The organism is Bacillus sp. TCT6, assembly GCF_056033845.1.
The window spans coordinates 3,986,948-4,012,172 of sequence record NZ_JBVYHX010000001.1 but is presented as its reverse complement, the minus strand read 5'-3'; the positions used below and the strand labels follow the sequence as shown (position 1 = coordinate 4,012,172).

Annotated in this window: 30 protein-coding genes and 1 pseudogene; 22 read left to right on the top strand and 9 right to left on the bottom strand. The window is 34.5% G+C overall.

The window, feature by feature from the left end:
- Positions 1–2 precede the first annotated feature (2 nt).
- Entirely contained in the window at positions 3–1,235 is a 1,233-nt protein-coding gene (locus tag AC0ONG_RS20495) for a TolB family protein (RefSeq protein WP_000826290.1), read from the top strand.
- A gap of 45 nt (positions 1,236–1,280) precedes the next feature.
- Here AC0ONG_RS20495 and AC0ONG_RS20490 read toward each other — a convergent pair whose 3' ends face one another.
- Complete coding sequence (locus tag AC0ONG_RS20490; protein ID WP_000071866.1) at positions 1,281–1,403, bottom strand: DUF4023 domain-containing protein; 123 nt, start codon at positions 1,401–1,403, stop codon at positions 1,281–1,283.
- A gap of 69 nt (positions 1,404–1,472) precedes the next feature.
- Complete coding sequence (locus AC0ONG_RS20485; protein ID WP_000871144.1) at positions 1,473–1,811, bottom strand: hypothetical protein; 339 nt, start codon at positions 1,809–1,811, stop codon at positions 1,473–1,475.
- 168 nt (positions 1,812–1,979) lie between these two features.
- On the opposite strand from AC0ONG_RS20485, the gene AC0ONG_RS20480 reads away from it, so the two are divergent.
- From AC0ONG_RS20480 to AC0ONG_RS20470, 3 genes are all read left to right on the top strand, one after another.
- Positions 1,980–2,582 carry a histidine phosphatase family protein gene (locus tag AC0ONG_RS20480; protein WP_000706247.1) on the top strand — a complete coding sequence of 201 codons (603 nt, stop codon included), beginning with the start codon at positions 1,980–1,982 and terminating at the stop codon, positions 2,580–2,582.
- A gap of 18 nt (positions 2,583–2,600) precedes the next feature.
- Complete coding sequence (locus AC0ONG_RS20475) at positions 2,601–3,137, top strand: hypothetical protein (protein ID WP_014894881.1); 537 nt, start codon at positions 2,601–2,603, stop codon at positions 3,135–3,137.
- A gap of 264 nt (positions 3,138–3,401) precedes the next feature.
- Positions 3,402–3,902, top strand: coding sequence for a DoxX family protein (locus AC0ONG_RS20470; RefSeq protein WP_000236608.1), 501 nt, complete (start codon positions 3,402–3,404; stop codon positions 3,900–3,902).
- Positions 3,903–3,943: 41 nt separating this feature from the next.
- Here the strand turns inward: AC0ONG_RS20470 and AC0ONG_RS20465 are convergent, their stop codons facing one another.
- A complete protein-coding gene (locus AC0ONG_RS20465) occupies positions 3,944–4,828 on the bottom strand; it encodes an alpha/beta fold hydrolase (protein ID WP_000819811.1) in 885 nt (294 codons plus the stop codon).
- A gap of 15 nt (positions 4,829–4,843) precedes the next feature.
- On the bottom strand, positions 4,844–5,677 hold the full coding sequence (locus tag AC0ONG_RS20460) for a GNAT family N-acetyltransferase (RefSeq protein ID WP_000706699.1): 834 nt from the start codon (positions 5,675–5,677) through the stop codon (positions 4,844–4,846).
- 261 nt (positions 5,678–5,938) lie between these two features.
- Here AC0ONG_RS20460 and AC0ONG_RS20455 point away from each other — a divergent pair, with 261 nt between their 5' ends.
- On the top strand, positions 5,939–7,324 hold the full coding sequence (locus tag AC0ONG_RS20455) for an alkaline phosphatase (protein WP_000714908.1): 1,386 nt from the start codon (positions 5,939–5,941) through the stop codon (positions 7,322–7,324).
- A 54-nt stretch (positions 7,325–7,378) separates the two neighbouring features.
- Positions 7,379–7,846: a hypothetical protein gene (locus tag AC0ONG_RS20450; protein WP_000517093.1), complete on the top strand. Its 468-nt coding sequence runs from the start codon at positions 7,379–7,381 to the stop codon at positions 7,844–7,846.
- A gap of 79 nt (positions 7,847–7,925) precedes the next feature.
- Here the strand turns inward: AC0ONG_RS20450 and AC0ONG_RS20445 are convergent, their stop codons facing one another.
- The gene (locus tag AC0ONG_RS20445; RefSeq protein WP_000456230.1) at positions 7,926–8,576 is read right to left on the bottom strand and encodes a GTP pyrophosphokinase; all 651 of its coding nucleotides are present in this window, start codon (positions 8,574–8,576) and stop codon (positions 7,926–7,928) included.
- A gap of 349 nt (positions 8,577–8,925) precedes the next feature.
- Here AC0ONG_RS20445 and AC0ONG_RS20440 point away from each other — a divergent pair, with 349 nt between their 5' ends.
- From AC0ONG_RS20440 to AC0ONG_RS20430, 3 genes and pseudogenes are all read left to right on the top strand, one after another.
- On the top strand, positions 8,926–9,552 hold the full coding sequence (locus AC0ONG_RS20440; protein WP_000245980.1) for a nitroreductase family protein: 627 nt from the start codon (positions 8,926–8,928) through the stop codon (positions 9,550–9,552).
- A 146-nt stretch (positions 9,553–9,698) separates the two neighbouring features.
- A complete protein-coding gene (rpmG, locus tag AC0ONG_RS20435) occupies positions 9,699–9,848 on the top strand; it encodes a 50S ribosomal protein L33 (RefSeq protein ID WP_001265617.1) in 150 nt (49 codons plus the stop codon).
- Positions 9,849–9,936: 88 nt separating this feature from the next.
- A pseudogene (locus tag AC0ONG_RS20430) lies at positions 9,937–11,431 on the top strand (YcdB/YcdC domain-containing protein).
- 49 nt (positions 11,432–11,480) lie between these two features.
- On the opposite strand, the gene AC0ONG_RS20425 reads toward AC0ONG_RS20430, so the two are convergent.
- Entirely contained in the window at positions 11,481–12,374 is an 894-nt protein-coding gene (locus AC0ONG_RS20425) for a hypothetical protein (protein WP_000631114.1), read from the bottom strand.
- A 182-nt stretch (positions 12,375–12,556) separates the two neighbouring features.
- Here AC0ONG_RS20425 and sigK point away from each other — a divergent pair, with 182 nt between their 5' ends.
- The gene (gene sigK / locus AC0ONG_RS20420) at positions 12,557–13,270 is read left to right on the top strand and encodes an RNA polymerase sporulation sigma factor SigK (protein ID WP_000051382.1); all 714 of its coding nucleotides are present in this window, start codon (positions 12,557–12,559) and stop codon (positions 13,268–13,270) included.
- A 290-nt stretch (positions 13,271–13,560) separates the two neighbouring features.
- On the top strand, positions 13,561–14,349 hold the full coding sequence (locus tag AC0ONG_RS20415) for a phosphatidylserine decarboxylase (protein WP_001254999.1): 789 nt from the start codon (positions 13,561–13,563) through the stop codon (positions 14,347–14,349).
- Between the two features lie 185 nt (positions 14,350–14,534).
- Here the strand turns inward: AC0ONG_RS20415 and sda are convergent, their stop codons facing one another.
- Positions 14,535–14,690 (bottom strand): sporulation histidine kinase inhibitor Sda, encoded by a 156-nt coding sequence (gene sda / locus AC0ONG_RS20410; protein ID WP_000850094.1) that lies wholly within the window; start codon positions 14,688–14,690, stop codon positions 14,535–14,537.
- Between the two features lie 246 nt (positions 14,691–14,936).
- On the opposite strand from sda, the gene AC0ONG_RS20405 reads away from it, so the two are divergent.
- The 8 genes from AC0ONG_RS20405 to AC0ONG_RS20370 all read left to right on the top strand — a co-directional run bounded on the left by AC0ONG_RS20405 (position 14,937) and on the right by AC0ONG_RS20370 (position 20,072).
- Positions 14,937–15,449, top strand: a complete 513-nt coding sequence (locus AC0ONG_RS20405) for a YqeG family HAD IIIA-type phosphatase (RefSeq protein WP_000765316.1) — start codon at positions 14,937–14,939, stop codon at positions 15,447–15,449.
- 3 nt (positions 15,450–15,452) lie between these two features.
- Positions 15,453–16,559, top strand: a complete 1,107-nt coding sequence (gene yqeH / locus AC0ONG_RS20400; protein WP_000140807.1) for a ribosome biogenesis GTPase YqeH — start codon at positions 15,453–15,455, stop codon at positions 16,557–16,559.
- 15 nt (positions 16,560–16,574) lie between these two features.
- Positions 16,575–17,408 carry a shikimate dehydrogenase gene (aroE, locus tag AC0ONG_RS20395; RefSeq protein ID WP_000812105.1) on the top strand — a complete coding sequence of 278 codons (834 nt, stop codon included), beginning with the start codon at positions 16,575–16,577 and terminating at the stop codon, positions 17,406–17,408.
- Between the two features lie 5 nt (positions 17,409–17,413).
- Positions 17,414–17,707, top strand: a complete 294-nt coding sequence (gene yhbY / locus AC0ONG_RS20390; protein WP_000955224.1) for a ribosome assembly RNA-binding protein YhbY — start codon at positions 17,414–17,416, stop codon at positions 17,705–17,707.
- Between the two features lie 137 nt (positions 17,708–17,844).
- Positions 17,845–18,414: a nicotinate-nucleotide adenylyltransferase gene (gene nadD, locus AC0ONG_RS20385; protein WP_001226031.1), complete on the top strand. Its 570-nt coding sequence runs from the start codon at positions 17,845–17,847 to the stop codon at positions 18,412–18,414.
- Positions 18,404–18,973, top strand: a complete 570-nt coding sequence (yqeK, locus tag AC0ONG_RS20380) for a bis(5'-nucleosyl)-tetraphosphatase (symmetrical) YqeK (protein ID WP_016077251.1) — start codon at positions 18,404–18,406, stop codon at positions 18,971–18,973. The genes nadD and yqeK overlap by 11 nt, the downstream gene beginning before the upstream one ends.
- On the top strand, positions 18,970–19,326 hold the full coding sequence (rsfS, locus tag AC0ONG_RS20375) for a ribosome silencing factor (protein WP_000998173.1): 357 nt from the start codon (positions 18,970–18,972) through the stop codon (positions 19,324–19,326). The genes yqeK and rsfS overlap by 4 nt, the downstream gene beginning before the upstream one ends.
- Positions 19,323–20,072 (top strand): class I SAM-dependent methyltransferase, encoded by a 750-nt coding sequence (locus tag AC0ONG_RS20370; protein ID WP_000873064.1) that lies wholly within the window; start codon positions 19,323–19,325, stop codon positions 20,070–20,072. Before rsfS ends, AC0ONG_RS20370 begins: the two co-directional genes overlap by 4 nt.
- Before the next feature lie 320 nt (positions 20,073–20,392).
- Here the strand turns inward: AC0ONG_RS20370 and comER are convergent, their stop codons facing one another.
- Entirely contained in the window at positions 20,393–21,220 is an 828-nt protein-coding gene (gene comER / locus AC0ONG_RS20365) for a late competence protein ComER (protein ID WP_001020554.1), read from the bottom strand.
- 77 nt (positions 21,221–21,297) lie between these two features.
- On the opposite strand from comER, the gene AC0ONG_RS20360 reads away from it, so the two are divergent.
- From AC0ONG_RS20360 to AC0ONG_RS20350, 3 genes are all read left to right on the top strand, one after another.
- Complete coding sequence (locus AC0ONG_RS20360) at positions 21,298–21,897, top strand: helix-hairpin-helix domain-containing protein (protein ID WP_016077252.1); 600 nt, start codon at positions 21,298–21,300, stop codon at positions 21,895–21,897.
- A 63-nt stretch (positions 21,898–21,960) separates the two neighbouring features.
- A complete protein-coding gene (locus AC0ONG_RS20355; RefSeq protein ID WP_000439773.1) occupies positions 21,961–22,518 on the top strand; it encodes a ComE operon protein 2 in 558 nt (185 codons plus the stop codon).
- 14 nt (positions 22,519–22,532) lie between these two features.
- Positions 22,533–24,854 carry a DNA internalization-related competence protein ComEC/Rec2 gene (locus tag AC0ONG_RS20350; protein WP_001157829.1) on the top strand — a complete coding sequence of 774 codons (2,322 nt, stop codon included), beginning with the start codon at positions 22,533–22,535 and terminating at the stop codon, positions 24,852–24,854.
- A gap of 31 nt (positions 24,855–24,885) precedes the next feature.
- Here AC0ONG_RS20350 and AC0ONG_RS20345 read toward each other — a convergent pair whose 3' ends face one another.
- Complete coding sequence (locus AC0ONG_RS20345) at positions 24,886–25,020, bottom strand: YqzM family protein (RefSeq protein WP_000997609.1); 135 nt, start codon at positions 25,018–25,020, stop codon at positions 24,886–24,888.
- Positions 25,021–25,225 lie beyond the last annotated feature (205 nt).

Here is a 25,225-nt window from a genome sequence, read left to right as displayed (position 1 = left end):
GTATGAAAAGGCTAATGGTAAGTGGTAGTGTAGTGTTGTTTATGTTTTTATGTTCTATCACTATTACTAGTGCAGAAAATAATAGTGTGAAAGTTGCTTTTATTCGTCATCATAACCTTTGGATTAAAGTTGATGGGAAAGAAATACAGATTACAAAAGGAGAGTACATAACAGGGCCGAAGTGGTCATATGACGGGGAGTGGCTAGCATATGTAAAAGGGAAGAAACAAAGTATTCTTGAGTTATATCGGCTGAAAGATGGAAAAAAAGTTACGCCGTTTCACTCAGAAGCATCGAATTATCAATGGTCACCAACAGAAAATATAATTGCATTTATATTTACAGGTACATTAAATACATTTGATGTAGAAAAAAAGAATGCAGATTTTGAAAATGTATCGGCTGGTGTAGGGGATTATGCATGGTACCCTGATGGAAAGAACTTTCTTGTATCCTCTGAAGCGAACTTACTTCCAACAGGATGGACAGGGGCTCAGCTATATGAAGTGCAAAAAGATGCACATATGAATCCTCACAAAATGAAGCATTTGTATGCATTGCCAAATGAACATGATGATTTTCTAGCGCTAGTAGCAAGTGGCTTTAAGTGGTCACCAGATCAAAAGTGGATTTCATTTTTAGCGGTACCGACAGCTTCATGGTCAGCTGATAGTAATACGCTTTGCTTAGTTCGTGCAGATGGAAGTCGGTTTGAAAAAGTAGATCAAATGTTATTAAACGAACAATGGTTTCAATGGGCACCATCAAAAAATATATTAGCTTATATTGAAGGGAGCGGAAGAGTTACATTAGAAAATAAACATTTAAAAGTAAAGGAATTGCCAGCACTTCAGCAGAACATATTTACGCCGAAAGGATATGTTGATTGGGATTTTGTATGGAAGAACGATAGAGTAATTATCGTTTCACGAGCAAAAGAGGCAGGAATAGAAACTCCACCAGAAAAAAGGCCACTACCATCTTTATATGAGGTCGATAGTACAAGTAATGCACAGCATCAAATCACAAAGAAAACGAACAAGCAAGGGGATTACCACCCGATCTTCATGAAGAAGAGTAATCAATTAATTTGGATACGTTCAGACCGTAAGAAAGCGGATGTATGGCTTGCTCATAAAGATGGGAAACAGGAAAAGAAGTGGATTGAAAATATAGATGTACCAGCGTGGTATTATGAGAAATGGAATTGGGGAAATGTTATCTCGGTGAAATAACAATAAAAAACTGCCTAAAAAATCATTTTAGGCAGTTTTTTATTGTTATTTATGTGTTTTATTTGGCTTTTTTTTCGCTGGGTTTCCGTTCCCTTGTCGCTTTCTATTTTGTTCATCTTTTGCTTGTTTTTCATGTAGTGTATCTAAAAATTCATTCGAGTTACTCATGTTTATATCTCTCCTTTCATTTTGTCATGATTACTATAACCATTTAGGAGGATAATCATGAGTTAGAAATTAGGCACTTAATTTTCTTCGATAATGTAAGTAAAATATTCCATACATAACAAATAGCATGAGTAAAACTTGTATCTCTACATTTTCTTTTAAAAAAGCTGCGATAGGGTCTGGTAAGTACGGTGATTTATCGTTTGTGCTTAAACCTAACCATTTATTTAAGAGGCTAATGGTACAAAACATAAAAACACCGGACCAGCTTGCCGTAATTGCTTTTTGTTTAATTTTTGTTTCACGTTCATCATCTGCAATCCAAGGATTAGCAGTTTTATCACTACTAAAGAAGCCGTTTATATATCCCCATACAATCATTCCAATAAAGACAATTATCCATTTCATATATGTAATTCTCCTTTCGGTGTAAAAAGTATTTTACATGTAATATTGTAATATTTTACAAACCTTCGTGTCAAACCTTTTTTACATATCGGTTTTTATACAGCAGGAATAAAGAATGCAATAGGGAAGAAATATGTGTGAGGATTTTATAGTAAGAGGAGACTGAATATGAAAATCGTTTTTGTTCGGCATGGTGAAGGTGAACATACAACGGATTTACCAGAAAGTTTACAAGTGTTTGACCCACCATTGACGAGAGTAGGAAAGGCTCAAGCTAAGTTACTTCAACGTGATGTATCATTACAAGAAGCGGATATATTAATTGTTAGTCCTACACTTAGAACTTTACAAACGGCGACAATATGGAGTGCGAAAGTAGCTTGTCAAAAAATAGTCCATCCATATGTATCTCCACGTATTTTTCCTTATCGAGAAGGAGCGAAAACATTACCGTGCGATTATATAGTAGATCAGGGAATGATAACAAAGTTATTTCCGCATTTTTCGATAGAGAAAAGCTCAAATAATCAGTTATGGAAGGAAGGTATAAACACTATTTCAGAGAATAGTTTTCAGCAAATAGTAGATGAATTTCTTCTTTGGTGTTATGAACTGGGTGCGGAAAGAATTTGCATTGTATCTCACGATGGAACAATTACAGCATATAGGCAATATTTACATAAAGTCGTTTTAACTAGATCAGATTTTTTGAAAGAAACAGGTATATATGAAATGGATTTATCCCATAAAAGTCTGATTGATAAGGGCTGATTATAGGATGGAGGTTGTTTGTTGAATATTGCATTAGTAGTTGGTTTTAATTCGGATTTAGAGGCGCAATCAATACGAGCATCTCTTGAGTATTTTGGTGCAAGAGTTGTGACATATTGGATTGGTAGACCGAAAGATTTTGTGGAAGTTCTTTCTGGAAAGAACTTATTTAACGATATTAATTATATTATTTTTTGCTTTCATGGTGAAGAAGGGAAGTTTGTCATGGAAGAGTTAGGCGAAGAAGTATATGAACAAGATGAACCGAGAGGGTATTTTGGTAAAGCAGAAATTTATAAATATGCAAAATTGCATAATACACATATTGTAAATAGCGGGTGCACATTAGGGGAGCAAAAACTTGCAAAATCTTTTTTACATAGTGGTGCAAAATCATATATGGGATCGATTGATTATGTAGATGGAAATGCAGCACTTATGTTTACTATACGCTTATTTTATGGGGTTATTAACCATGGGAAAACGTTAGAAGAAGCGTTTCAAGAAGCGAGTTTAATTGATGAGGAGACACATACATTTCGATTCTATAATTAGTGTGAAACACGTTTATTCTATATTCGAATAAACGTGTTTCACATTTAACTCACAATTTTTTTGCATTTTTTTCAATGAAAATGATTATCACTTGTGGTATGATATGTTCAAGTTTTTACAGGTAATAAAAGTTACTATATAAACGTTAGTTTTTAATGTTTCATACACATGTCATGAATTATTCATAATTAACGTTTGAAAAATGAGTAACTAATGTTATTATATTAACTGTAACTAACTTAATTACAACTTTAGGAGGAAGATATGGTTATTCAATTTTTAAGAGAAAACAAAGCAGTTTCTTTTGTATTAGCAGTAATTCGAGTATATCTTGGTTACACATGGTTAATGGCTGGAATCGGTAAACTACAAGGAAAAGGATTCGATGCAACAGGTTATTTGCAAGGCGCAATTGAAAAATCTAAAGGTGCACAACCGGCTGTTCAATCTTGGTGGGCATCATTCTTACAAGAATTTGCAATTCCAAATGTAGATTTGTTTAATACGCTTGTAACATGGGGAGAAATTTTAGTCGGAATTGGTTTAATTGTAGGCTGTTTAACAAAAACAGCGGTCTTTTTTGGTCTTGTAATGAACTTTTCCTATATGTTTAGTGGGTCAATTGGTGTGAACCCTGAGATGGTTATCTTATCTATGTTTGTTCTTGTTGCCGGTATGAACGCTGGGAAATTTGGAATGGATGGCTTCGTTATCCCGAAAGTATTAGGATCAAAAACTCAAAAACGCCAAAAGCAAGCTGCTTAATATATGAAAATGGGTATCTCACAATGAGATACCCGTTTATGTTATTTTTCAATTTTGATCGGATTGTTCTTAAAGAAGTCTTGTACATACCCGACAAATTCTTGTGGTTCTTGGCGAAATGGTGCATGATAACCTTTTTCAATAATATGTAAAGTGCTATTTTTTAAGAATTGATGATACGTTTCTCCTTCTTTCCAAGAAACGCTACTATCATTTCTGCCCCATATAATTAAAGTTGGCTGTTTCATTTCATTCGCATTAATTTTAAGACGTCTAGGCCATAGTTTCATTTTGTTATAATGTTCTTCATCATTACGTTTGAATTTCACTTTGCTCTCATCATAATCTGTAATAGAAGAAACGGCATTTAAATCAGTCGACAATTGTGGTTTTGGTGAGCCTTGTTTATTAACGAATGTATGAGGGCCACCTGTAGCATCAGTTAAAATAAGGTGAGTAACTGCTTCAGGATATAAATATGTTAAATTTAGAGAAATTTCTCCCCCCATGGAATGCCCCAGTATTGCGAATGAATCATATCCTAGTTTTTTCATTAATTTATAATACAAATTTGCATGAGTTGGAAAAGAATAATAAAAATCCATTGGCTTAGATGAGCGCCCGAATCCCAAAGCATCTACAGAAATAATTGTATGATCTTTTGCTAAATCGGAGTAGATCTTTTGAAAACCATCTGATGACCCTCCAAAGCCATGAATCATAAGTAAAGGTGGTTTTTCATTACCAATCTTTTTAAAGTAAATGGTTTGACCATCTATTTCTACCATTTTTTCCTCGGTAGCTAGTTTCGCTGTAATTGTATTTTTAACTTGCTTTACTTGTTCTACTGGCTTTTCTGCTGCACTACATCCTACTAATAGTGTAAGAGTAAGACAACCTACCATAAAATAGCTAAATCGCTTCAATTAGGTGTCTCCTTTCTAACATAACGCTGTATCTATCATAGCAAATAGCATATTACGATTTCCAGGAAGTTGGCTACCATTTTTTATCATAAGAGGTGAAAGGAGCGTTTCTTGGAAATTTTCTGTTTGAAGAAATTGACGAAATGTAAATTGTGAGTGTGGGACATCAATTCGTACTATACCATTCCAACATTCACATATCTTTTTTAATAATTGAATAGAATCTTCTTCTTGCTTGGCGATAAGTGGATTGATACATAATATATTGCCCTTTCGTATGCATAATGAAAAAGCTTCTATACAGTTATTTCTTTCAATTTTAAAAGAGTGTACGGCCCTTGGTAATAGCAAAGAGTAAAGTAGAGAACGATTCATACCAGTTGCAATTTGATCGAGAGAAGTAAGAGATATAAGGTCTTCTTCTTGTACTTGTTGTAAGTGAGAAGGGGACGTCTTAATAGTTTGCTTTTCAAAACGATGAATCGTTGTTGCTGTTTGAAATCCGCATGATGTGTATAGAGGTTCGCCAGCTTTTGTCGCAATAAGTGCAATGGGTTGTTTTGGATGAATTTGTTCCAAGCAATGATTTAGCAACATGCGCCCGATTCCGCGTCCTTGAAAATTAGGGTGAACGATTAACATACCAATGGAAGTGAAGTTACTTGTAAAGGGAAATACTCCTCCAGTCGCAATGAGTTTGTTTTCATGAATGTAACCTACAAGTGTGCCGATAGAAAGATACATTTCGAATTGTTTTTTCATAAAAATTTCATCGTGTAACCATCCAACAGATTTGCAAAGATTAAGTAATTCAAAAATAAAAGATTCATTTAGCTTTACTATTTTCATAAAGGCTCACCGCATTTCTATTTATTTTCATAAACATAGAGTCAAAATGTAAAAAAAGAGATTTACGTTAAATGAAATCCAACTTGTTTATATTTAAATTGTAAAGGGCAGGATAGTTGATACGAAGAGACAAAGTTATACAAATTATAACTGATATTTACATAAGTTAACAAAAAATTTACATACAGCTAATTTTCTCTTAATAGTCTTCCATTAAATTTGATAGTGGGAAATGAATAACCTAATTAGGGGGACAAGACAGTGAAAAAGTTTGTGAAAAAAGCATGGCCATTTGCAGTTGTGGCATCATTAGCAGTTACTTCGGTAGCAACATGGAATTTTACTCGTTCTAGTGAGGTTAATGCAGATGAGAACGGAAGCAATGCAAAGATTAAAAATGTTATCGTATTAATTGGGGATGGTATGGGCCCTTCATATATGACGGCTCACCGTTATATGAAAGATAATCCAAAAACCTTTGAAATGGAATCTACAGAATTTGATAAGCATCTTGTAGGAACACAAAAAACATACCCAGAAGATGAGCATGAAAATATTACAGACTCTGCATCAGCAGCAACAGCTATGTCAGCAGGGATTAAAACATATAATGCTGCAATTGCAGTTGATAATGATAAAGCGGAAGTGAAAACGGTTCTTGAGCAAGCGAAAGAAAAAGGGAAATCAACGGGACTTGTTGCAACTTCTGAAATTACACATGCAACACCAGCTGCTTTCGGTGCGCATGACATTAGCCGTAAAAATATGGACGCAATTGCAAATGATTATTTTGATGAGAAAATTAAAGGGAAGCATAAAGTAGATGTTATGCTTGGCGGCGGCGTAAAGAACTTTGTTAGAAAAGATCGTAATCTTACAGAAGAGTTTAAGAAATCTGGTTATAGCTATGTAACGGATCGAGATCAATTGTTAAATGATAAAAATGATCAAATTCTTGGTTTATTTGCACCAGGTGGATTAGATAAAATGATTGACCGTAATGATAAAACACCTTCATTAGAAGAAATGACTAATGCAGCAATTGAGCGTTTGAACAAAAATAAAAATGGTTTCTTCTTAATGGTGGAAGGAAGTCAAATCGACTGGGCTGGACATGATAATGATATCGTTGGTGCAATGAGTGAAATGGAAGACTTCGAAAAAGCTTTCAAAGCAGCGATTGAGTTTGCGAAAAAAGATAAAAATACGTTAGTTGTTGCAACGGCAGACCACGCTACAGGTGGATTATCTTTAGGTGCCAATGGCGAGTATAACTTTAAAGTAGATCCAATTAAAGCTGCAAAACGCACACCAGACTTTATGGCAAATGAGATTGCAAAAGGTGCAAATGTAGAAGAAACATTGAAAAAGTATATTGATTTACAATTAACTCCAGAAGAAATTCAAGCTGTAAATGATATAGCTCCGTCAAAAGATGTAACAAAGATTGATAATGCAATTGAAGATATTTTCAATAAGCGCTCGGTTACAGGCTGGACAACTGGTGGACATACAGGGGAAGATGTGAACGTGTATGCATTTGGTCCAGGTAAATACTTATTCTCAGGCGTTCAGGAGAATACAAATATAGCGAAACGTGTCTTTGATATTGTTGGCGGCGGCGATCCGAATAAAGGAAGACGTTAATTAAGAGCGAAAGTGAGGCGAAATGCCTCACTTTTCTTTTTAGGAGTTGGGAATATGGGGAAGTTATTTAGAAAATTAAGATTCCTTCTAGTATTTGTAGTATTAATAGTTGGATGTCAACAAGAAGAGAATAACGTAGAACAAAAATCTACTACTAAAAAATCTGAGGAAAAGGTACAAATAACAAAAGAAGAAGAGAGATCTATTCAAGATGTTATTACTACATTTGTGCGAACGACAAATGAAAAAAATCTTGCAGAACATATGGAGTTATTTTCAAAGAAGATGCCTAGTGCTGAAGACTTAAAAACACAAAAAGAAGCCGCATTTCAAAAGGGAAATAAGAAGATTGAATTGGAACATATAGATATGAAAGCTAGTAAAGTAGGGTATGTTATTGTTGAAACGAAAGAAAAGGAAGTAGACGATAGTGTCACTCTTCAAAAGAAAGTACGGTACGCTCTTGGAAAAGAAGATGAGAAATGGAAGATTGAAGAGGTTCGCACGATAGAGAAAAAATAACGTGAAACTTTAATAAGTGTGGGAGTCACACCTCCAAAAAATGGTATAAAAAAAGGTTCTCATTGGCGAGAACCTTTTTTTATAGTGGTAGCATAATTTGATTTGAGCATGCCTCAATATCATCAATATCTTGACGAATTGTGGCCATTTTATTATCAAGATCTTCAGCTTTCATTGCTGCATCATGTAGTTCATCTTTTAAATACTCCGGTATTTTCCCTTCATATTTATAATAAAGTTTGTGTTCTAAACTTGCCCAAAAGTCCATTGCCAGTGTACGTAACTGAATTTCTGCAAATACATCTTTTGTACCAGAATTCAGTGATAAAGGATATTTAATAATCATGTGTAAACTTTTATATCCGTTTCGTTTTGGGTTAGCGATATAATCTTTTACTTCAATGACTTCCATATCTTCGCGTTTTTGAATGACTTCTTTCAAATGATAAATATCTTCTACGAAGCAACATGTAATACGAATACCAATAATATCTTGTAAATGTGTTTGAGCGTTTTCAACTGTTGGTAATAAGCTTTTGCGTTCTAGCTTTTTAATAATACTTTCAGGTTGTTTTAGTCTTGTTTTTATATGTTCAAACGGGTTGTAATCCTCTAGAAATTGAGCTTCCCGGTTCATAATTTCAAATTTAGTTTTTAACTCTTCTAAAGCAAATGTATATGGTAATACAAAAGCTTTCCAGTAGTTAACTGTTGATTGATTATATTCCATTTATATACACACCTTTTCCTATTTACAAGTGAGGTTGTTATTATACTAAATACCAAATCATATAAGCACAAGCAGCAAATGATGAGATCATAAAGCGATATTTAGTTTTCATACTTTCAACTCCTTTCAAGTAAGATTCTATATAAATAAACGTGATTGTTAATAAGTTCACTATGTACAATTTCTATAGTAATAGATTCGTGTGAATTTCGTATGAACTAATTGTTTCAGCTTTTTGTCTTTTTTGCTGTTAATCATAATTATTATTCGGATTTAAAGTGTTTTCATTTGATTTATCCATTTGTATAAATTAATGTATATTTAAATTTATAGTTATTAAGGAGGATATATGGTGAACTTTGAAGAATTAGCAATTGCTAGACGTTCTGCAATGAAATTTATACAAGGTATAGAAATCCCTGATGAGGATTTTAAAAAAATATTTGAGTTAACTAAGCTTTCTCCATCTTGCTATAATTTGCAGCACACACATTATGTTGTAATTCGTGATCAAGAGCGAAAAGAAAGATTAAAAGAATTAGCGTTCGGTCAATATAAAGTATCGAGTGCATCAGCGGTAGTGCTCGTTTGTGGTGATAAAAGAGCATACCAAAATGTTGAAAATATTTACTTCGGTATGAAAGTTTTAAAAATGATTGATGAATGCGAATATGAAGATACCATTAGGCAAACGAAAGGTTTATATGAAGGAAAAGGAGAGCGTTTCATGGAGGATGAAGCGATTAGAAATGCTTCGTTAAGTGCGATGACTTTTATGTACGCAGCTAAATATTATGGCTATGATACATGTCCAATGATTGGTTTCGATGAAAAAGCAGTACAAAGTGAATTAAATATGCCAGAGCATGTAATACCTGTTTTAATGATTACGATAGGGAAAAGTGATACGACTAAAGTTCGTCCAAGAGGATATCGAAAGCCAATTAGTGAGTTTGTTACATACGAATCGTTTTAATAAAATTTATTTAACTATAAAAACAAGGGGATTCTAAATAGAATCTTCTTGTTTTTGCAATTGACAAATAGAATGAAGTTTTATAATATATAAATCGTAATCATTACGTTTTAGTTTGCAATCTTTGAAAGAAAGGAGAATTACCTATGCGTGTAAATATTACATTAGCTTGTACGGAGTGCGGTGATCGTAATTATATTTCTAAAAAAAATAAACGAAACAATCCAGAACGTATCGAATTAAAAAAATATTGTCCACGATTAAAGCGAGTAACGTTACATCGTGAGACGAAGTAGAAGACTAGAGATATCTCTAGTCTTCTTTTGTTAATAAGTTTTGGTTTTCTTTGTTATAATTACCTTAAATTGTAACGAAGGAGAGGGTATGGTGAATCAAAAAGATAAAGAAAGAAAAGAGCACGTAGCTCATATTATTGAAATTCCAGATGAATATAGGCTTGTTGTAGATGATCAAGAAGGGGTTGATGACCCGTATCATCTATTATGGTGGGGACATAAAGGTGATGAGGAGAAACAGATACAAATTACATTAAATAGACATACTGGTAATTTAATTGAATTTAGGATAGATGATGGAAATTCTTTTTCGAGTGATAAGGGAGCGATAGAGGAGAATAAAGCAAGAGAGGTTGCAAATACATTCTTAAAAAAATATACAAAAGAAGGATATGAATTCTATACATATGTAACGGTTAAGGACGACAGGCGCGGTTGGAAAGAAGTAAATTATATGCAAGAAGTGAATAGCTATCCATTGCCGAATACTGGGTGTGTTGTGCGAGTGCACCCTTCAGGTAATGTTTTGCATTTTCATTACAATGGACAAAAAGCCATAGAGAAAAAAACGTTATGGCCAAGTGAAATTGTTGGGGAGAATATCGTTTTAGAAAATTTGAAAGCTAGACAAGATATGAGACTTGTATTTGTAGATTTAACATACTCTTCATGTGAGTATGAAAACGGGGAAGAAGTAAAAGGGTACCATCTTGTATATGAACCAGAGCCTAGTCATGCGTTTATTGATGCAAGTACAGGTAAAGATTTATATGGGCCAGAACACTATAAATTACCTTCTACAGTACTTGTTGATAAACCGCTAAAGAGTAGTCAAAAAAAAAGATGTGTTTGATTTATTTGATTGGGACAAGGGGAAGTTTGTCAAAATAGATGAAAAAGTAGATGAGGATGAAGTCCGGATAAAATTTGTATTAAAAGAAGAATTACAAAAAGAAATAGAAGAGAAGGATTCATATTCAATGGATGAGTTTTATAAAAAACATTTTCCAATGTTGAAACATAATGAATTCGTTGTAATTACTCTAGATAAAGAAACAAATCAATTGCTTTCTTTTTTTATGTGGAAGGATGAGAAAAAAAGGAAAACAATCTTATCAAGAGAGCAATGTTTAAGCAAGGCACTTCAATTTTTAGAGCATATTATCCCAGATGCGACAAAGTATGTTCAACTTTGGGATAATTATGAGGAGGAAGAGGGGATAGAGAGGTTTTCCTTTTCAATCTATGTAAATGACATTCACGTAGAGCGGAAATATATTATGATCAACATCAATGCAGAAAATGGAGCTGTGATGCACTACTCTGGAGAGTCTGGCAACTTTATAAAAGAATTACTTACATATGAAACAACACCAAAAGTAACAAAAGAAAAAGCGTTAGAAATATACAGAGAGGCTATCCGAGTTAAATTAGAATGGTTTTTAGATCATGATGCAGAGGAAACCCAGTACAAACTACTGTACAAACAAACGACAGATGAAAAACATAAAGAACCTTTTGATTGTAGTCGGGAAATTCGTTATATTGATGCTCAAACTGGGAGAAAGATTTGGAGTAAGTAAAATAAAAAGAGTTATTTTTCAAAGAATATAAAAATAACTCTTTTTATTTTTATAATTTGCCTGTTCGTTTTTCAAAAGTAAATGTGATAGGAAGATCGGAATGAGAACTATCGTTTTTAAATGTTACTTTCCATTCTTTAGTATGGGCTTTAATTTCAAAATTAAGAAGATTCATTGCTCTACGTTTATCTATTTCTAAAAACATATTATGAATTTCCGGTTCTTGCTGTAAATTAAGAGCCTTTAGTGTGACTGTAAATGTGAAAAAATTCTGCCCTTCATATACTATCCTTGCTATTTTTGTTTTTGGTGTATTTAACACTACATAAAAACGGTCTGATTGAGTTAATTGTACAGAGTCATCGGTAATTTCATTCTCGTTAGTTTGAAGTTCAACTAAGAAAGATGTACTACGGGAAGAATCTGTTTTGCTTGTAATATGTAATTCAGTAGGAATCATGGGTATTTCATAAAACTCATTTTTTATTATAGTATTGTAGTCTTCTGAAAATTTACGAACTTCTTTTGGAAAAGAGTCTTCTTCTTGTGTATTTAAAAAGGTTTTATGTTGCTTTGGAAATTTTTTATTAAACTTTAATGTTTCTTTAAAGTAATAATTGGATCCAGTCAAAAATAAACAACTACAAATTAATAAAAAAATTCGATACGGATTTTGAAAGTGAAAGAAAAATAGTATACATGTAATAATTCCAATTACATAGAGAATAAAGATAAGTAGTTCTAGTTTTGAGTGAAAGGAAAAACCATAGTTATGAAAAAATTTCATTCCAGTTATAATTTGAGCTCCAAAAAATAAAGAAATTCCAAATTGAAAAAATAATAAATCAGGCCCTCTTTTAATAACAAAAGTAATGAACGAAATGAAAAGTAAAAATCCCCCTAAATAAATTGTTACATTTAATAATCGATCTAATGTAATCATGAATAGTGTCCCCTTTAATAGCATATTCATATATAAATAACAATTTCTTTTAATTATAATATAACAATAAAATATTTTAAATGTTAGAAGTGTTGAGTTTTATAAATAAACTGTACAGACACAAACAACCTCACGCCTACATACACATAATAAAGACCACTATTTTGGCGGAGGTGAAAGGTTTGAGTCTATTCGCCGCAATTGGATATATGGTTCGAGAAGTGTTTGTCTTTGTTTCTTATGTAAAGAATAATGCGTTCCCGCAGCCGTTATCATCAGATGATGAGAGAAAGTACTTAGAGTTAATGGAGCAAGGTGATGCTCAAGCGAGAAATCTTTTGATTGAACATAATTTACGGCTTGTAGCTCATATCGTTAAAAAATTTGAGAACACAGGAGAAGATGCAGAAGATTTAATTTCAATTGGTACGATCGGGCTCATTAAAGCGATCGAGAGCTATTCTGCAGGAAAGGGAACAAAGCTTGCGACGTATGCAGCACGCTGTATTGAAAATGAAATTTTGATGCATTTACGTGTACTAAAGAAAACGAAAAAAGATGTTTCACTTCATGATCCGATTGGGCAAGATAAAGAGGGCAATGAAATATCGCTTATTGATATATTAAAATCAGAGTCTGAAGATGTAATTGATATGATTCAGCTTAGTATGGAGTTAGAAAAAATTAAAGAGTATATCGATATTTTAGACGAAAGAGAAAAAGAAGTGATTGTGAAACGTTTTGGACTTGGGCTAGATAAGGAGAAAACACAGCGGGAAATCGCTAAGGCGCTTGGTATTTCTAGAAGCTACGTATCAAGGATTGAAAAGCGTGCTTTAATGAAGATGTTCCACGAGTTTGTAAGGGCAGAGAAAGAGAAAAAAGCGAAAGAGTAAAGTGTATTAGAAGCAGCCATATTTTAAAAGGGGCTGCTTTTCTTATTGTAAATAAGAAAAGAAAACGCGTTATGCTAAGAAGAAATACATGTTCACTGTTGAAAATGACGGATTCTATCTGTAATATTAGAAGGTGCTAAATAATTTAAGAATAATACCATACTTAGTTTTCTGTATGTATAATAAGGCTGCTTTATATGATATGTGGGAATAAGAACCAATTTTACATATGATATAGAAAGAAAAGAAGGGAAAACTAAAGTTATAGACTGATTAGGGGGTTTCGCAATTTGCGACGTACATTATATCGACTTATGATAGAACTTACAAATGGTCGCTTTACTTCTTATATATTACGTAAATTTGCACAATCTCGTTTGAGCTCTATCATTATTCCATCGTATGCGAAAGTTTTTCAAATTAATCAAGATGAGATGGAAAAGGGCTTGAAGGAATATAGAACATTGCATGAATTATTTACGCGTAAGCTAAAAGAAGGAAAGCGTAGTATTGATACAGATGCATCGAGTATCGTTAGTCCTGTTGATGGTGTTTTTGCAGATCATGGTCCTATTGAGGATACAAAAACATTTGATATTAAAGGAAAGCGCTATTCAATTGTGGATATGCTAGGTAATGAAGAACGTGCAACGCGATATGCAGGCGGTACATATATGGTAATTTATTTGAGTCCAAGTCACTATCATCGCATTCATAGTCCGCTTTCTGGTTCTGTGACTGAAAGATTTGTACTCGGTAGAAAATCATATCCGGTAAATGCAGCTGGTATGGAATACGGGAAAGAACCGCTGTCAAAAAATTATCGTTCTGTTACAGAAATAAGCAGTGATGGTGAGCATATGGCTCTTGTAAAAGTAGGTGCCATGTTTGTTAATAGTATCGAGCTTTTGCATGAGAGAGATACTGTTCAAAAAGGTGAAGAAATGGCATACTTTACATTTGGTTCAACAGTTGTGTTATTGTTTGAAAAAGATATGATAGAAGTAGTGCAGGAATTAAAGAGTGGACAAGAGCTTCGTCTTGGTGAAAAAATAGCTACTCGATTAGCTCATAAATAAAGAAAAGCTTTTATAACCGTAAGTAAGAGTTATGGGCAAAGATACTTAATGATGAAATCCCCTAGATGGGAGTACTTGTTTATTCGAGAGCCATCGTAGGATGGCTCTTTTTACAGGGCATCCAATAATTTATCCTGTAACTGTTTGATTGGTACGGGCTAATTAAACTTTCACTTTATATGTAATCAAGAAGATTTGACAAGCTTGTCCTCTAATGAGCGTCTAATGATTTCTTGTTTTATAAGTAAAATGAAGTCGGGATTTAATTTTAGTTCTTTTGCTTTATAATAAGACTCAGTGAGTAACTCAGTGGATAACTGTTCCATATGTTTTGTTTTCAAGGTGAGTCACCTCCTAATAATATAAGGATTGATTCGTTGATGCATTTAATGTACCAAAAAAATATGACAGTCACAAACGGGTGGTTATCCACATACCTAGGTGGATAAAGTGTGTATAGTTTGTTAGTAAATTCCAAATTAACTGAAAAATTAATGTGGAAAATGTGTACAATTTTATCCACAGGTTATATATCGAAAAATGTTGTCGAAAAATTTTATGAAAAATCCTCAAAGAGGTGAAAGAAATTGAAACTATTTTTACCAAATGAATATGTGAAAAATGTATATCATGTTCAACCAGAAGATTTAAAAAAACGTGGGATTAAAGGTGTTATTACTGATTTAGATAACACTTTAATTGAATGGGATCGTCCAAATGCAACCCCGCAACTTGAAAAATGGTTCTTGAAAATGAAAGAGCACGGCATCCAAGTAACGGTTGTTTCAAATAATAATGAGCAACGTGTAAAAGATTTTGCTGACCCATTAGGCATTCCATTTATTCATAGTGCACGTAAACCATTTGTTCGAGCGTTTAAGCGTGCGATACAAGAGATGCGTTTACAGGCAGAGGAAGTTGTGGTAATTGGAGATCAGTTACTGACTGACGTGCTTGGTGGAAACCGAGTAGGGCTTCATACAATTTTAGTTGTACCGGTAGCACAAACGGACGGATTAGTGACGCGCTTTAATCGAAAAATTGAACGCAGAATTATGAAAAATATGAAGAAAAAAGGTTTAATTAACTGGGAGGAATAAAGTTTGACTGAAACAATTAAATGTATTGGTTGCGGTGTAGAAATTCAAACAGAAAATAAAAACGAAGTGGGGTATGCTCCTACCTCATCTTTAGAGAAAGAACAAGTTATTTGTCAACGTTGTTTTCGCTTGAAGCATTACAATGAAATTCAAGATGTATCGTTAACAGATGATGATTTCCTACGCATTTTAAATGGAATTGGAAAATCAGATGCATTAGTAGTCAAAATTGTAGATATTTTTGATTTTAATGGTAGCTGGTTACCTGGTTTACATCGTTTCGTAGGAAATAATAAAGTATTACTTGTTGGAAATAAAGCTGATTTAATTCCAAAGTCAGTAAAACATGATAAAGTAAAGCATTGGATGCGCTATAGTGCAAAGCAACTAGGATTAAAACCAGAAGATGTCTTTTTAATTAGTGCAGCGAAGGGACAAGGAATTGCTGAACTAGCAGATGCTATTGAGTATTATCGCGGCGGCAAAGATGTTTACGTTGTTGGATGTACGAATGTAGGGAAATCGACATTTATTAATCGTATGATTAAAGAATTTAGTGATGAGACTGAAAATGTAATTACAACATCTCATTTCCCAGGAACAACACTTGATTTAATTGATATTCCATTAGACGAAGAATCTTCTTTATATGATACGCCAGGTATTATTAACCACCACCAAATGGCTCATTATGTTGGAAAGCAAAGCTTAAAGCTTATTACACCAACAAAAGAAATTAAGCCGATGGTATTCCAATTAAACGAAGAACAAACGTTATTCTTTAGTGGATTGGCACGTTTTGATTATGTAAGTGGTGGTCGTCGTGCGTTTACTTGTCACTTCTCGAATCGCTTAACAATTCATCGTACAAAGCTTGAGAAAGCAGATGAATTATATAAAAATCATGCTGGGGATTTACTAAGCCCACCAACGCCAGAAGAATTAGCAAATATGCCTGAGCTAGTGAAATACGAATTTAATATTCGTGAACCTAAAACGGATGTTGTATTCTCTGGATTAGGATGGGTTACTGTGAACGAACCAGGAGCAAAAATTGTTGCACACGTACCAAAAGGAGTAAGTGTTTCACTACGTAAATCTTTAATTTAATATGGAGAGGGATTTATGAAACAATTATATGGTGTAATCGGAAATCCAATTGGACATTCATTATCACCCGTTATGCATAACAATGCATTTGAACACTTGAATATGGATGCCCATTATCATGCGTTTCTTGTTGAAGAGGAAGTGCTAGGGGAAGCAGTAAGAGGTTTAAAAGCATTAGGTATTTCAGGATTTAATGTAACAACTCCGCACAAGGTTGCTATTATGGAGTATTTGGATGAGATTGACCCATTGGCAAGGAAAATCGGTGCAGTAAATACAGTGGTTCATAAGAATGGAAGGTTAATTGGCTACAACACAGATGGGATTGGTTTTGTTCGAGCGTTGCAGTCAATTAGTCATGAACCACTTCAAGGGAAACGTATTTTGTTACTTGGTGCAGGTGGTGCTAGCCGAGCTATTTATTTTTCTCTTGCTGATGTAGGTGTAAAAGAGATTGATGTAGCCAATCGTACAGTAGATAAGGCGAAAGAACTTATTGCTGCACGTACGGCCGATGTTAATTCTGTTGCTTTGTCGTTAGAAAAAGCGACAGAAGAACAAGGGAATTATGATATTATCATTCAGACGACAACAATAGGTATGCATCCACACGTCGAACATACGCCATTACAAATTTGTTCGTTAAAAAAAGGAACGATTGTATCAGATATAATTTATAATCCATTTGAAACGAAAATTTTATGTGAGGCAAAAGAGCAAGGTGCAATCATTCAAAATGGTATTGATATGTTTGTGTATCAAGGAGCACTTGCATTTGAAATGTGGACAGGAAGTGTACCGAATATCGGGAGAATGAAACAATTAGTTATAGAAAAGCTTGGAGGCTAACATATATGTTAACAGGAAAACAAAAAAGATTTTTACGTGCACAAGCACATCATTTAACACCAATTTTTCAAGTAGGAAAAGGCGGAGTAAATGAAAATATGATTAAACAAATCGCAGATACTTTAGAAGCTCGTGAGTTATTTAAAGTAAGTGTATTACAAAACTGTGAATTTGATCGCCGTGAGGTTGCGGAAGAACTTGCAAAAGGTGCACGTGCTGAAATCGTTCAAGTAATTGGAAGCACAATCGTTTTATACAAAGAATCAAGAGAAAATAAACAAATTAAGCTTCCTCGATAAAAAGATTAGCATGCGCTATTTTTATCGCTGATGCGTAATGATGTAGAGAGCGAAACCAATTGAACTTTTATTAATAGCAACTCTCTTCATTCCTAACCAAGGAGAGTTGCTGTATGTAAAAGGAAGGGGCGTTTCTTTTGAGGAAAATTGGCATCATTGGCGGTACATTTGATCCGCCTCACTATGGACATTTGCTAATTGCAAATGAAGTATATCACGCTTTGGATTTGGAAGAAGTATGGTTCTTGCCAAACCAGATTCCGCCACATAAACAAGGACGTAATATTACAAGTATAGAAAGACGTTTACATATGTTAGAGCTCGCGACTGAGGCAGAAGAACACTTTTCTATTTGTTTAGAAGAGTTAAGCAGGAAGGGCCCATCTTATACGTATGACACTATGTTGCAATTGACGAAGAAGTATCCGGATGTGCAGTTTCACTTTATTATTGGTGGGGATATGGTTGAGTATTTACCGAAGTGGTATAACATTGAAGCTTTACTTAATCTTGTAACGTTTGTTGGAGTTGCGAGACCTGGGTACACATTGCATACGCCGTATCAGATTACTACAGTGGAAATTCCGGAATTTGCAGTTTCTTCATCCTTATTACGTGAGAGATATAAGGAGAAGAAAACGTGTAAATACTTACTTCCTGAAAAAGTACAGGTATATATCGAGAGGAATGGGTTGTATGAATCGTGAGAATGCACTTCATATTGTTAAACAACAAATGCATGAAAAACGTTATACACACACAATTGGTGTAATGGAGACAGCGATTGAGCTGGCTAAGTTATACGGTGTGGACGAGAAAAAAGCAGAGATGGCAGCTATATTCCATGATTATGCGAAATGTAGAGCGATTTCAGAGATGGAAGAGATTATTAAACGTGAAGATTTGCCGAAAGATTTACTTTGCTATAATAAAGAGTTGTGGCATGCGCCTGTTGGGGCATACTTAGTAGAAAAAGAGGTAGGCATTACGGATTCTGAAATTTTGCAAGCTATTACATATCATACAAGTGGTCATGAGAACATGACAATGTTAGATAAAGTGATTTATGTAGCTGATTACATTGAGCCAGGGCGAAAGTTTCCAGGTGTGGAAGAGGCTCGTAAACTCGCATATACGGATATAAATCAAGCTTTATTATTTGCGTTAAAGAAAACAATTCAATTTTTAATGGAAAAAAATCAGATGATTTATCCATTAACATTCCAAACATACAATGCAGTTATCAAGGAGGAAATGAGTAAATGAACGATAAAGATTTATTAGTATTAGCGGCAAAAGCAGCTGATGATAAAAGAGCAGAAGATATGGTTGTCCTAAATATGCAAGGTATTTCACCAATTGCAGATTATTTCATTATTTGTCACGGTAATTCAGATAAACAAGTGCAAGCAATTGCACGTGAAATTAAATCAAAAGCACATGAGTTCCAAATCGACGTACAACGTATGGAAGGTTTTGACGAAGCACGTTGGGTATTAGTTGATCTTGGAGATGTAGTTGCTCATGTATTCCATAAAGATGAGCGTAATCACTATAATTTAGAGCGTCTATGGGGCGATGTGCCACGTGAAGATATTACAGAAGAGCTAGGCCAATGAAATACGAACAATTTGCATTGTTGTACGACGAACTAATGAATGATGTCCCTTATGATAAATGGGTGGAATTCACAGAGGAAAGCCTGCAGCAAGCAGATATGAAAGAGGCAAAAATTCTTGATGTAGCATGCGGTACGGGTAATGTAACCCTTCCGCTTGTGCAAAAGGGTTACGATTTAATAGGTGTCGATCTTTCAGAAGAAATGTTAACAGTCGCTCAGCAAAAACTGGGAGCAGAGGGATACTTTATTCCTTTTTATCAACAAGACATGCGAGAGCTTGATGTTCCAGGTGAGTTTGATTGTGTAACCATCTTTTGTGATTCATTAAATTATGTATTGCAAGAAGATGGAGTGCAAGAAACATTTAGAAGAGTATTTCACCATTTACGCCAAGATGGCTTGTTTTTATTTGATGTACATTCTTTATATAAAATACATCATGTATTTCAAAATGAAACGTATACAGTGAATGGAGAAGAAATATCTCTTATTTGGAATTGCTTCCCTGGTGAAGAATCAAATAGTGTAGAGCATGATTTAACATTCTTTGTTCAAGATCCAGAAGAAGATGTGTACCATCGGTTTGACGAATGTCACGTGCAACGTGCATATCAAGTGGAAGAGTTAACGAAATGGCTTGAAGAAGCAGGTTTTACAGTGCTTCGTGTAACAGGTGATTTTGAGCGACTTGAAGTTACAGAACAAACAGAGCGTATTTTCTTCATGGCGAAGAAAAACGGATAAAGTGAAACTTTAATCAGCGGGGTGCGAAGCTCCCCGCTGATTATTAGTTGAACCAATCGGGCTTTTACGGGCAGCCCGACCCCCTCCTAACTTCTTTGCTTTCGCTGAGTTTTAAGGTGGGGATTTTACTGGCCGTTAATGCGGGATAAAACAAAAGCAACCGAGAAGGTTGCTTTTGTTTTATAAAGAAGATGTATCTTTAGTTCTAGCATAATCTGAAGATCGTATGCGTAAAGTGTGGGAATAGTAGTTGAAGTGAAAATGTATTGTAAAAAAGTAATTATTTATAAAAAGGATTTGGAATGTAAATGACGTATTTATTATGTGTGTTTATTGAATTGCTGATCAACGCATTCTAAATCTTCATCAAATTTTTCATGTGTTCGCTCGATTAACTTATGGAACATATCTCCAACGTGTTCTTCTAAAACCCGAATGCCTTCCCCAGTAACGCCGCCTTTCACGCAAACCTTTTCTTGTAAGGTAGGTAATGTGAAGATTTCTTTTTCAAGTAATTTCCCCATCCCCACGACCATTTCACTTACTAAAGTAGTAGCCTCTTCGTGTGTAATATTTGTTTTATCTACAGCAGCGTTAATGAAGCATTGTAGTAAATAACTAAAGAAAGCAGGACCGCAACTTGCTATATCAGATGAAACGCGCGTTATATCTTCTTCTATTACAAGAGGTGTAGAAATGTTTTTGAATAGACGAAGTAATTTTTGTTGCCATTCTTCAGAGCAATTATCTCCAAATGTAAATAGTGAGGCGCCAGAGAGGGCGCGGTTTGTGATACTTGGAATGATACGCGCGACGTGACAAGGTACGAGAGTCTCTAATTGTGATGGAGATATTGGACTCGTAATAGAAACTAAGCACGTTTCATCAGAAAAATGTTCAGCGTATTTTTTTAGGATAGGGTATATATCTATCGGCTTAACGCAAATAAAAATAAGTTGTGATTGTTCGATTACTTCCGGGATTGTTTTTGCTATATGAACAGAAGGGTATTTTTCTTTTATATGATATGCTTTGGCAGGCGTCCGATTAATGATTGTAAGGCACGAAGGTTTGACAGCACGGGTTTCTAAAAATGCATCGATTAGTATATTCCCCATGTTTCCTGTCCCTATAATTCCTATGTTCAAAGTTTCATCCCTCCTTCGTAACAGCTTTCTCCTAAACAATATGAATGATGTTATAAATTTATGATTAGAGGTGTAAAATGATGTGGGATTTTCCGAAAAAGTGGTTAGGTTTAGTAGCTATTATTGGAACTTTACTTTTTCTTGTTTTTTGGAAAACGAATCAGAGTGTAGAACGAACGCCTATTACAATGAATGTGCAAGAGAAGGAGATAGAAAAAAAGGGTAAACCGAAAATATCGGATACAAAGGAACAGAAAAGAACAATTATAATTGATGTGAAAGGAGCGGTTAATAAAGAAGGGGTATATGAAATGAAGGAAGGAGATCGCGTAAAGGATGCGGTTCAAAAGGCTGGTGGTTTTTTATCAGAAGTAGATATCAAAAAAGTGAATTTAGCACAAATTGTACAAGATCAAATGCTTCTTTATATACCGAGTAAAAATGAGTCAGAACAAGGGATGTTTACTTCTTCTAAGGAAGATGGCAAGATTCGAATAAATACAGCAGTGAAGGAGCAATTGGAAAAGATTACAGGAATTGGCTCTCGAAAGGCAGAAAGTATTTTGAAATATCGAGAAGAACATGGTCCGTTTCAGAAAATAGAAGATTTATTAGAGATTGATGGGATTGGTGCGAAGTCTCTTGAAAAGATAAAAGATCAAATTATTATTCCGTAAAAGATTGACGAAGTTTTTCTTCTTTCGCTACACTACAAGTAGACAAAAAAGTAGGTGAAAAATATGGAACGAATTTCATGGGATCAATATTTTATGACGCAAAGCCATCTACTATCGTTACGTAGTACATGTACAAGGCTTGCGGTAGGAGCGACAATCGTTCGCGATAAACGAATTATTGCTGGTGGATATAATGGTTCGATTAAAGGTGGCGTACATTGTATAGATGATGGTTGTTACGTAATCGATAATCATTGTGTTCGGACAATTCATGCCGAAATGAATGCTTTATTACAATGTGCCAAGTTTGGTGCGAAAACAGAGGAAGCAGAAATTTACGTTACGCATTTCCCTTGTTTACAATGTTGTAAGGCAATTATTCAAAGTGGTATTACAGCGGTTTATTATGCGCAGGATTATAAAAATCATCCATACGCCATAGAGTTATTTGAACAAGCGAATGTAACAGTGAAGCACGTTCCGCTAGAATATGATATTGCTGCATTAGAGGAGCAAAAACGTTATACGGAGTTAAAAGAATTATTTGCGTCTTTAGAAAAAGATAATTTATCAATGGAAGAATTACAGCATGTATTCACGAAAGCAAAAATGATGCTATAAGGAGTGAGTATAAGTTGCAGGAACAATGGGGGTATGTTGCAATCTCGTTTATAATAGGGATTGCAATTGCCTTTTCCTCGTCACTTTTATTGATAGTTTTTTGCCTCTTTTTAAATATTTTCTTCTGTTTATATCGCACTTCGCGTAAAACCTTCTTTTTTTGCATTGTAGCGTGCTTTAGTGGCGCTATATACACTTCTTATGTTCAAGGGTGGAATAAGTCTCTAGGAGAGTCCTATGGAGTTACAAGAGGTGTTATACAAAATACACCGCTTGTTAATGGCGATCGCCTATCTTTTCAATTTGAAGATCACAATAAAAATATAGTGCAATTAAGTTATAGAATAAAATCAGCTCTGGAAAAGGAAAAAATGCAACAATTATACGCAGGGATATCATGTGTATTCGAGGGTGAGAGGAAAGAACCACAAACAGCTCGGAATTTTCATGGTTTTAATTACCGTGATTATTTATACAAGCAACATATTCATTTCACATTTGAGGCTACATATATTTCTGAATGCTATAAAACATCACTGTCGCTTATGCAATGGATTCTCCTTTTGAGGCAACAAGCAATCTCGAAAGTTACAGAAATGTTTCCAGAGCAATCAGGTGCTTTTATGAATGCGTTACTATTTGGTGATAGACAACAAATGACGTTTGAAGTGGAAGAGCAATATCAACAGTTTGGTCTTATACATTTGTTAGCAATTTCAGGTTCGCACATTGTATTGTTAATGGGGATAGTATATTTTATTTTGCTAAGAAGTGGTGCGACGAGGGAGGTAGCAACAATTTGCCTTATCGTCTGTATTCCTTTGTATATGGTTTTAGCAGGGGCGTCACCATCTGTTATAAGGGCTTCTATAGCAGGAGTTTTGATGTTGATTGCTTTTATGTGCTCGATTCGTTTATCTAGTTTAGATGCTTTAAGTGTAACAGCTATATGTATGCTTATATATGACCCTTATCTTGTTTTTAATATTGGATTTCAGTTTTCTTTTGTAGGTAGCTTCGCTTTACTTTTGTCTGCTCCGTTCTTATTAGGGAGTAGCAACGGAGTAATCCGAAATTCTATTTATATTTCTATCATTTCACAGCTCGTTAGTACTCCGATTTTGTTATATCACTTTGGTTATTTTTCTCCATATAGCATTTTCCTCAATCTCTTATACGTTCCGTTTTTATCTATCATTGTATTACCATGTAGCATTATTATTTTACTGTGTATGCCAATTGTCCCGTTTCTCGCAAAAGGATTTGCGAATGTATTATCAATAGGCTTGAGTATGTCTAATGATTTTCTAAGTTATTGTGAAAGTTTACCATTTACCCAGCTTGTTTTTGGGAAAACGCCCTTCAATCTTGTAGCTGTATATTGCGCGAGTATTGTCAGTATATTGATGGTTTGGGAAAGGAGAGCGCCGAAAAAAATGGTGTGTATAGTTGTGAGTGTATTTCTTTTTATTAGCACGTGTCATTATGTATATCCATATTTTAGAGGAAGCGGAAGTGTAACATTTATTGATGTTGGACAAGGTGATGCAATATTAATTCGCCTTCCGTATGATAAAGGGATTTATCTTATTGATACAGGTGGAACGCTTCGTGTTAATAAGGAAGAATGGCAACAAAAAAAGCATGAATTTTCTGTTGGAAATAATGTTTTAATACCCTATTTACAAAAAGAAGGTATTAAAACAATTGATAAATTAATCGTAACGCATGGAGATGCAGATCATATAGGTGCTGCGCAAGAATTATTATCATATATACCTGTAAAAGAAGTGGTATTTGGCCGAAAGGGAAAAGATGCAGTATTAGAAAAAGTAGTAAAGAAACAGGCATTAGAAAAGGAAATGAAAATAACTGAAGTGGGGGAAGGGGAGAGTTGGAGTGTAAATGAAGCTGAATTTTTCGTTTTAGCTCCAAAAGGAAAAGAAAAAAGTGAAAATAATGCTTCAATTGTAATATGGGCAAAATTTGGAGGATTGACGTGGCTATTTACAGGCGATTTAGAAGAAGAAGGAGAGCAGTTTTTAGTATCTGCGTATCCAGATTTGCGAGTGGATGTTTTAAAAGTTGCTCATCATGGAAGTAATACGTCATCTATAGAGTCTTTTTTGAACGTTATACAGCCCCGTGTAGCGATTATATCTGTTGGTAAGCAGAATAGATATGGACACCCGCATAAAGAAGTGATAGAGCGTTTGGAGAAGATGGGGAGTGCGATATGGCGCACGGACAAGCAAGGTGCTATTTCCTATGTTTTTAAAGGGGAAAATGGAACCTTTCAAAGTAAAATCACATACGATAAGACATATAATAGGTGAAAAAGAGAAGACTGCCATGAAGTGGCAGCCTTTAAGAACCGATAAATTTAATAACAGTTGCAATGATGAAAAGTGTTGCGAAAAAACCAAATGAGACGATAAATCCTACCCCTGAATCAATAGCGTCATTGCGTTTACTTTGAACGTTTTGTTCAAAATCATTCATTTAGAATCCCTCCCCAACATTCCACTTTAGTATAAAATATTGTCAGAAAAAAATCTACAATTTCAATGTGAAGAGAAAATGAGCTTTTTGCGAATTTTAGATTATGAAGTAACGTGAGTTTTTTGTTTCCAAGCATGTTAACAGTTGGCACTTATACTGGAATTTTTATTGTGAATAATAAAGGGAAGGTGATTACCGCACACCA

What these genes read in the sequence shown, in the direction of transcription:
- AC0ONG_RS20495 (WP_000826290.1), top strand. Translation starts at nt 3, where the DNA reads ATGAAAAGGCTAATGGTAAGTGGTAGTGTAGTGTTGTTTATGTTTTTA.
- AC0ONG_RS20490 (WP_000071866.1), bottom strand. Translation starts at nt 1,403, where the DNA reads ATGAGTAACTCGAATGAATTTTTAGATACACTACATGAAAAACAAGCA.
- AC0ONG_RS20485 (WP_000871144.1), bottom strand. Translation starts at nt 1,811, where the DNA reads ATGAAATGGATAATTGTCTTTATTGGAATGATTGTATGGGGATATATA.
- AC0ONG_RS20480 (WP_000706247.1), top strand. Translation starts at nt 1,980, where the DNA reads ATGAAAATCGTTTTTGTTCGGCATGGTGAAGGTGAACATACAACGGAT.
- AC0ONG_RS20470 (WP_000236608.1), top strand. Translation starts at nt 3,402, where the DNA reads ATGGTTATTCAATTTTTAAGAGAAAACAAAGCAGTTTCTTTTGTATTA.
- AC0ONG_RS20460 (WP_000706699.1), bottom strand. Translation starts at nt 5,677, where the DNA reads ATGAAAATAGTAAAGCTAAATGAATCTTTTATTTTTGAATTACTTAAT.
- AC0ONG_RS20450 (WP_000517093.1), top strand. Translation starts at nt 7,379, where the DNA reads ATGGGGAAGTTATTTAGAAAATTAAGATTCCTTCTAGTATTTGTAGTA.
- AC0ONG_RS20445 (WP_000456230.1), bottom strand. Translation starts at nt 8,576, where the DNA reads ATGGAATATAATCAATCAACAGTTAACTACTGGAAAGCTTTTGTATTA.
- AC0ONG_RS20440 (WP_000245980.1), top strand. Translation starts at nt 8,926, where the DNA reads ATGGTGAACTTTGAAGAATTAGCAATTGCTAGACGTTCTGCAATGAAA.
- rpmG (WP_001265617.1), top strand. Translation starts at nt 9,699, where the DNA reads ATGCGTGTAAATATTACATTAGCTTGTACGGAGTGCGGTGATCGTAAT.
- AC0ONG_RS20425 (WP_000631114.1), bottom strand. Translation starts at nt 12,374, where the DNA reads ATGATTACATTAGATCGATTATTAAATGTAACAATTTATTTAGGGGGA.
- aroE (WP_000812105.1), top strand. Translation starts at nt 16,575, where the DNA reads ATGAAACAATTATATGGTGTAATCGGAAATCCAATTGGACATTCATTA.
- yhbY (WP_000955224.1), top strand. Translation starts at nt 17,414, where the DNA reads ATGTTAACAGGAAAACAAAAAAGATTTTTACGTGCACAAGCACATCAT.
- yqeK (WP_016077251.1), top strand. Translation starts at nt 18,404, where the DNA reads ATGAATCGTGAGAATGCACTTCATATTGTTAAACAACAAATGCATGAA.
- rsfS (WP_000998173.1), top strand. Translation starts at nt 18,970, where the DNA reads ATGAACGATAAAGATTTATTAGTATTAGCGGCAAAAGCAGCTGATGAT.
- AC0ONG_RS20370 (WP_000873064.1), top strand. Translation starts at nt 19,323, where the DNA reads ATGAAATACGAACAATTTGCATTGTTGTACGACGAACTAATGAATGAT.
- AC0ONG_RS20360 (WP_016077252.1), top strand. Translation starts at nt 21,298, where the DNA reads ATGATGTGGGATTTTCCGAAAAAGTGGTTAGGTTTAGTAGCTATTATT.
- AC0ONG_RS20355 (WP_000439773.1), top strand. Translation starts at nt 21,961, where the DNA reads ATGGAACGAATTTCATGGGATCAATATTTTATGACGCAAAGCCATCTA.
- AC0ONG_RS20345 (WP_000997609.1), bottom strand. Translation starts at nt 25,020, where the DNA reads ATGAATGATTTTGAACAAAACGTTCAAAGTAAACGCAATGACGCTATT.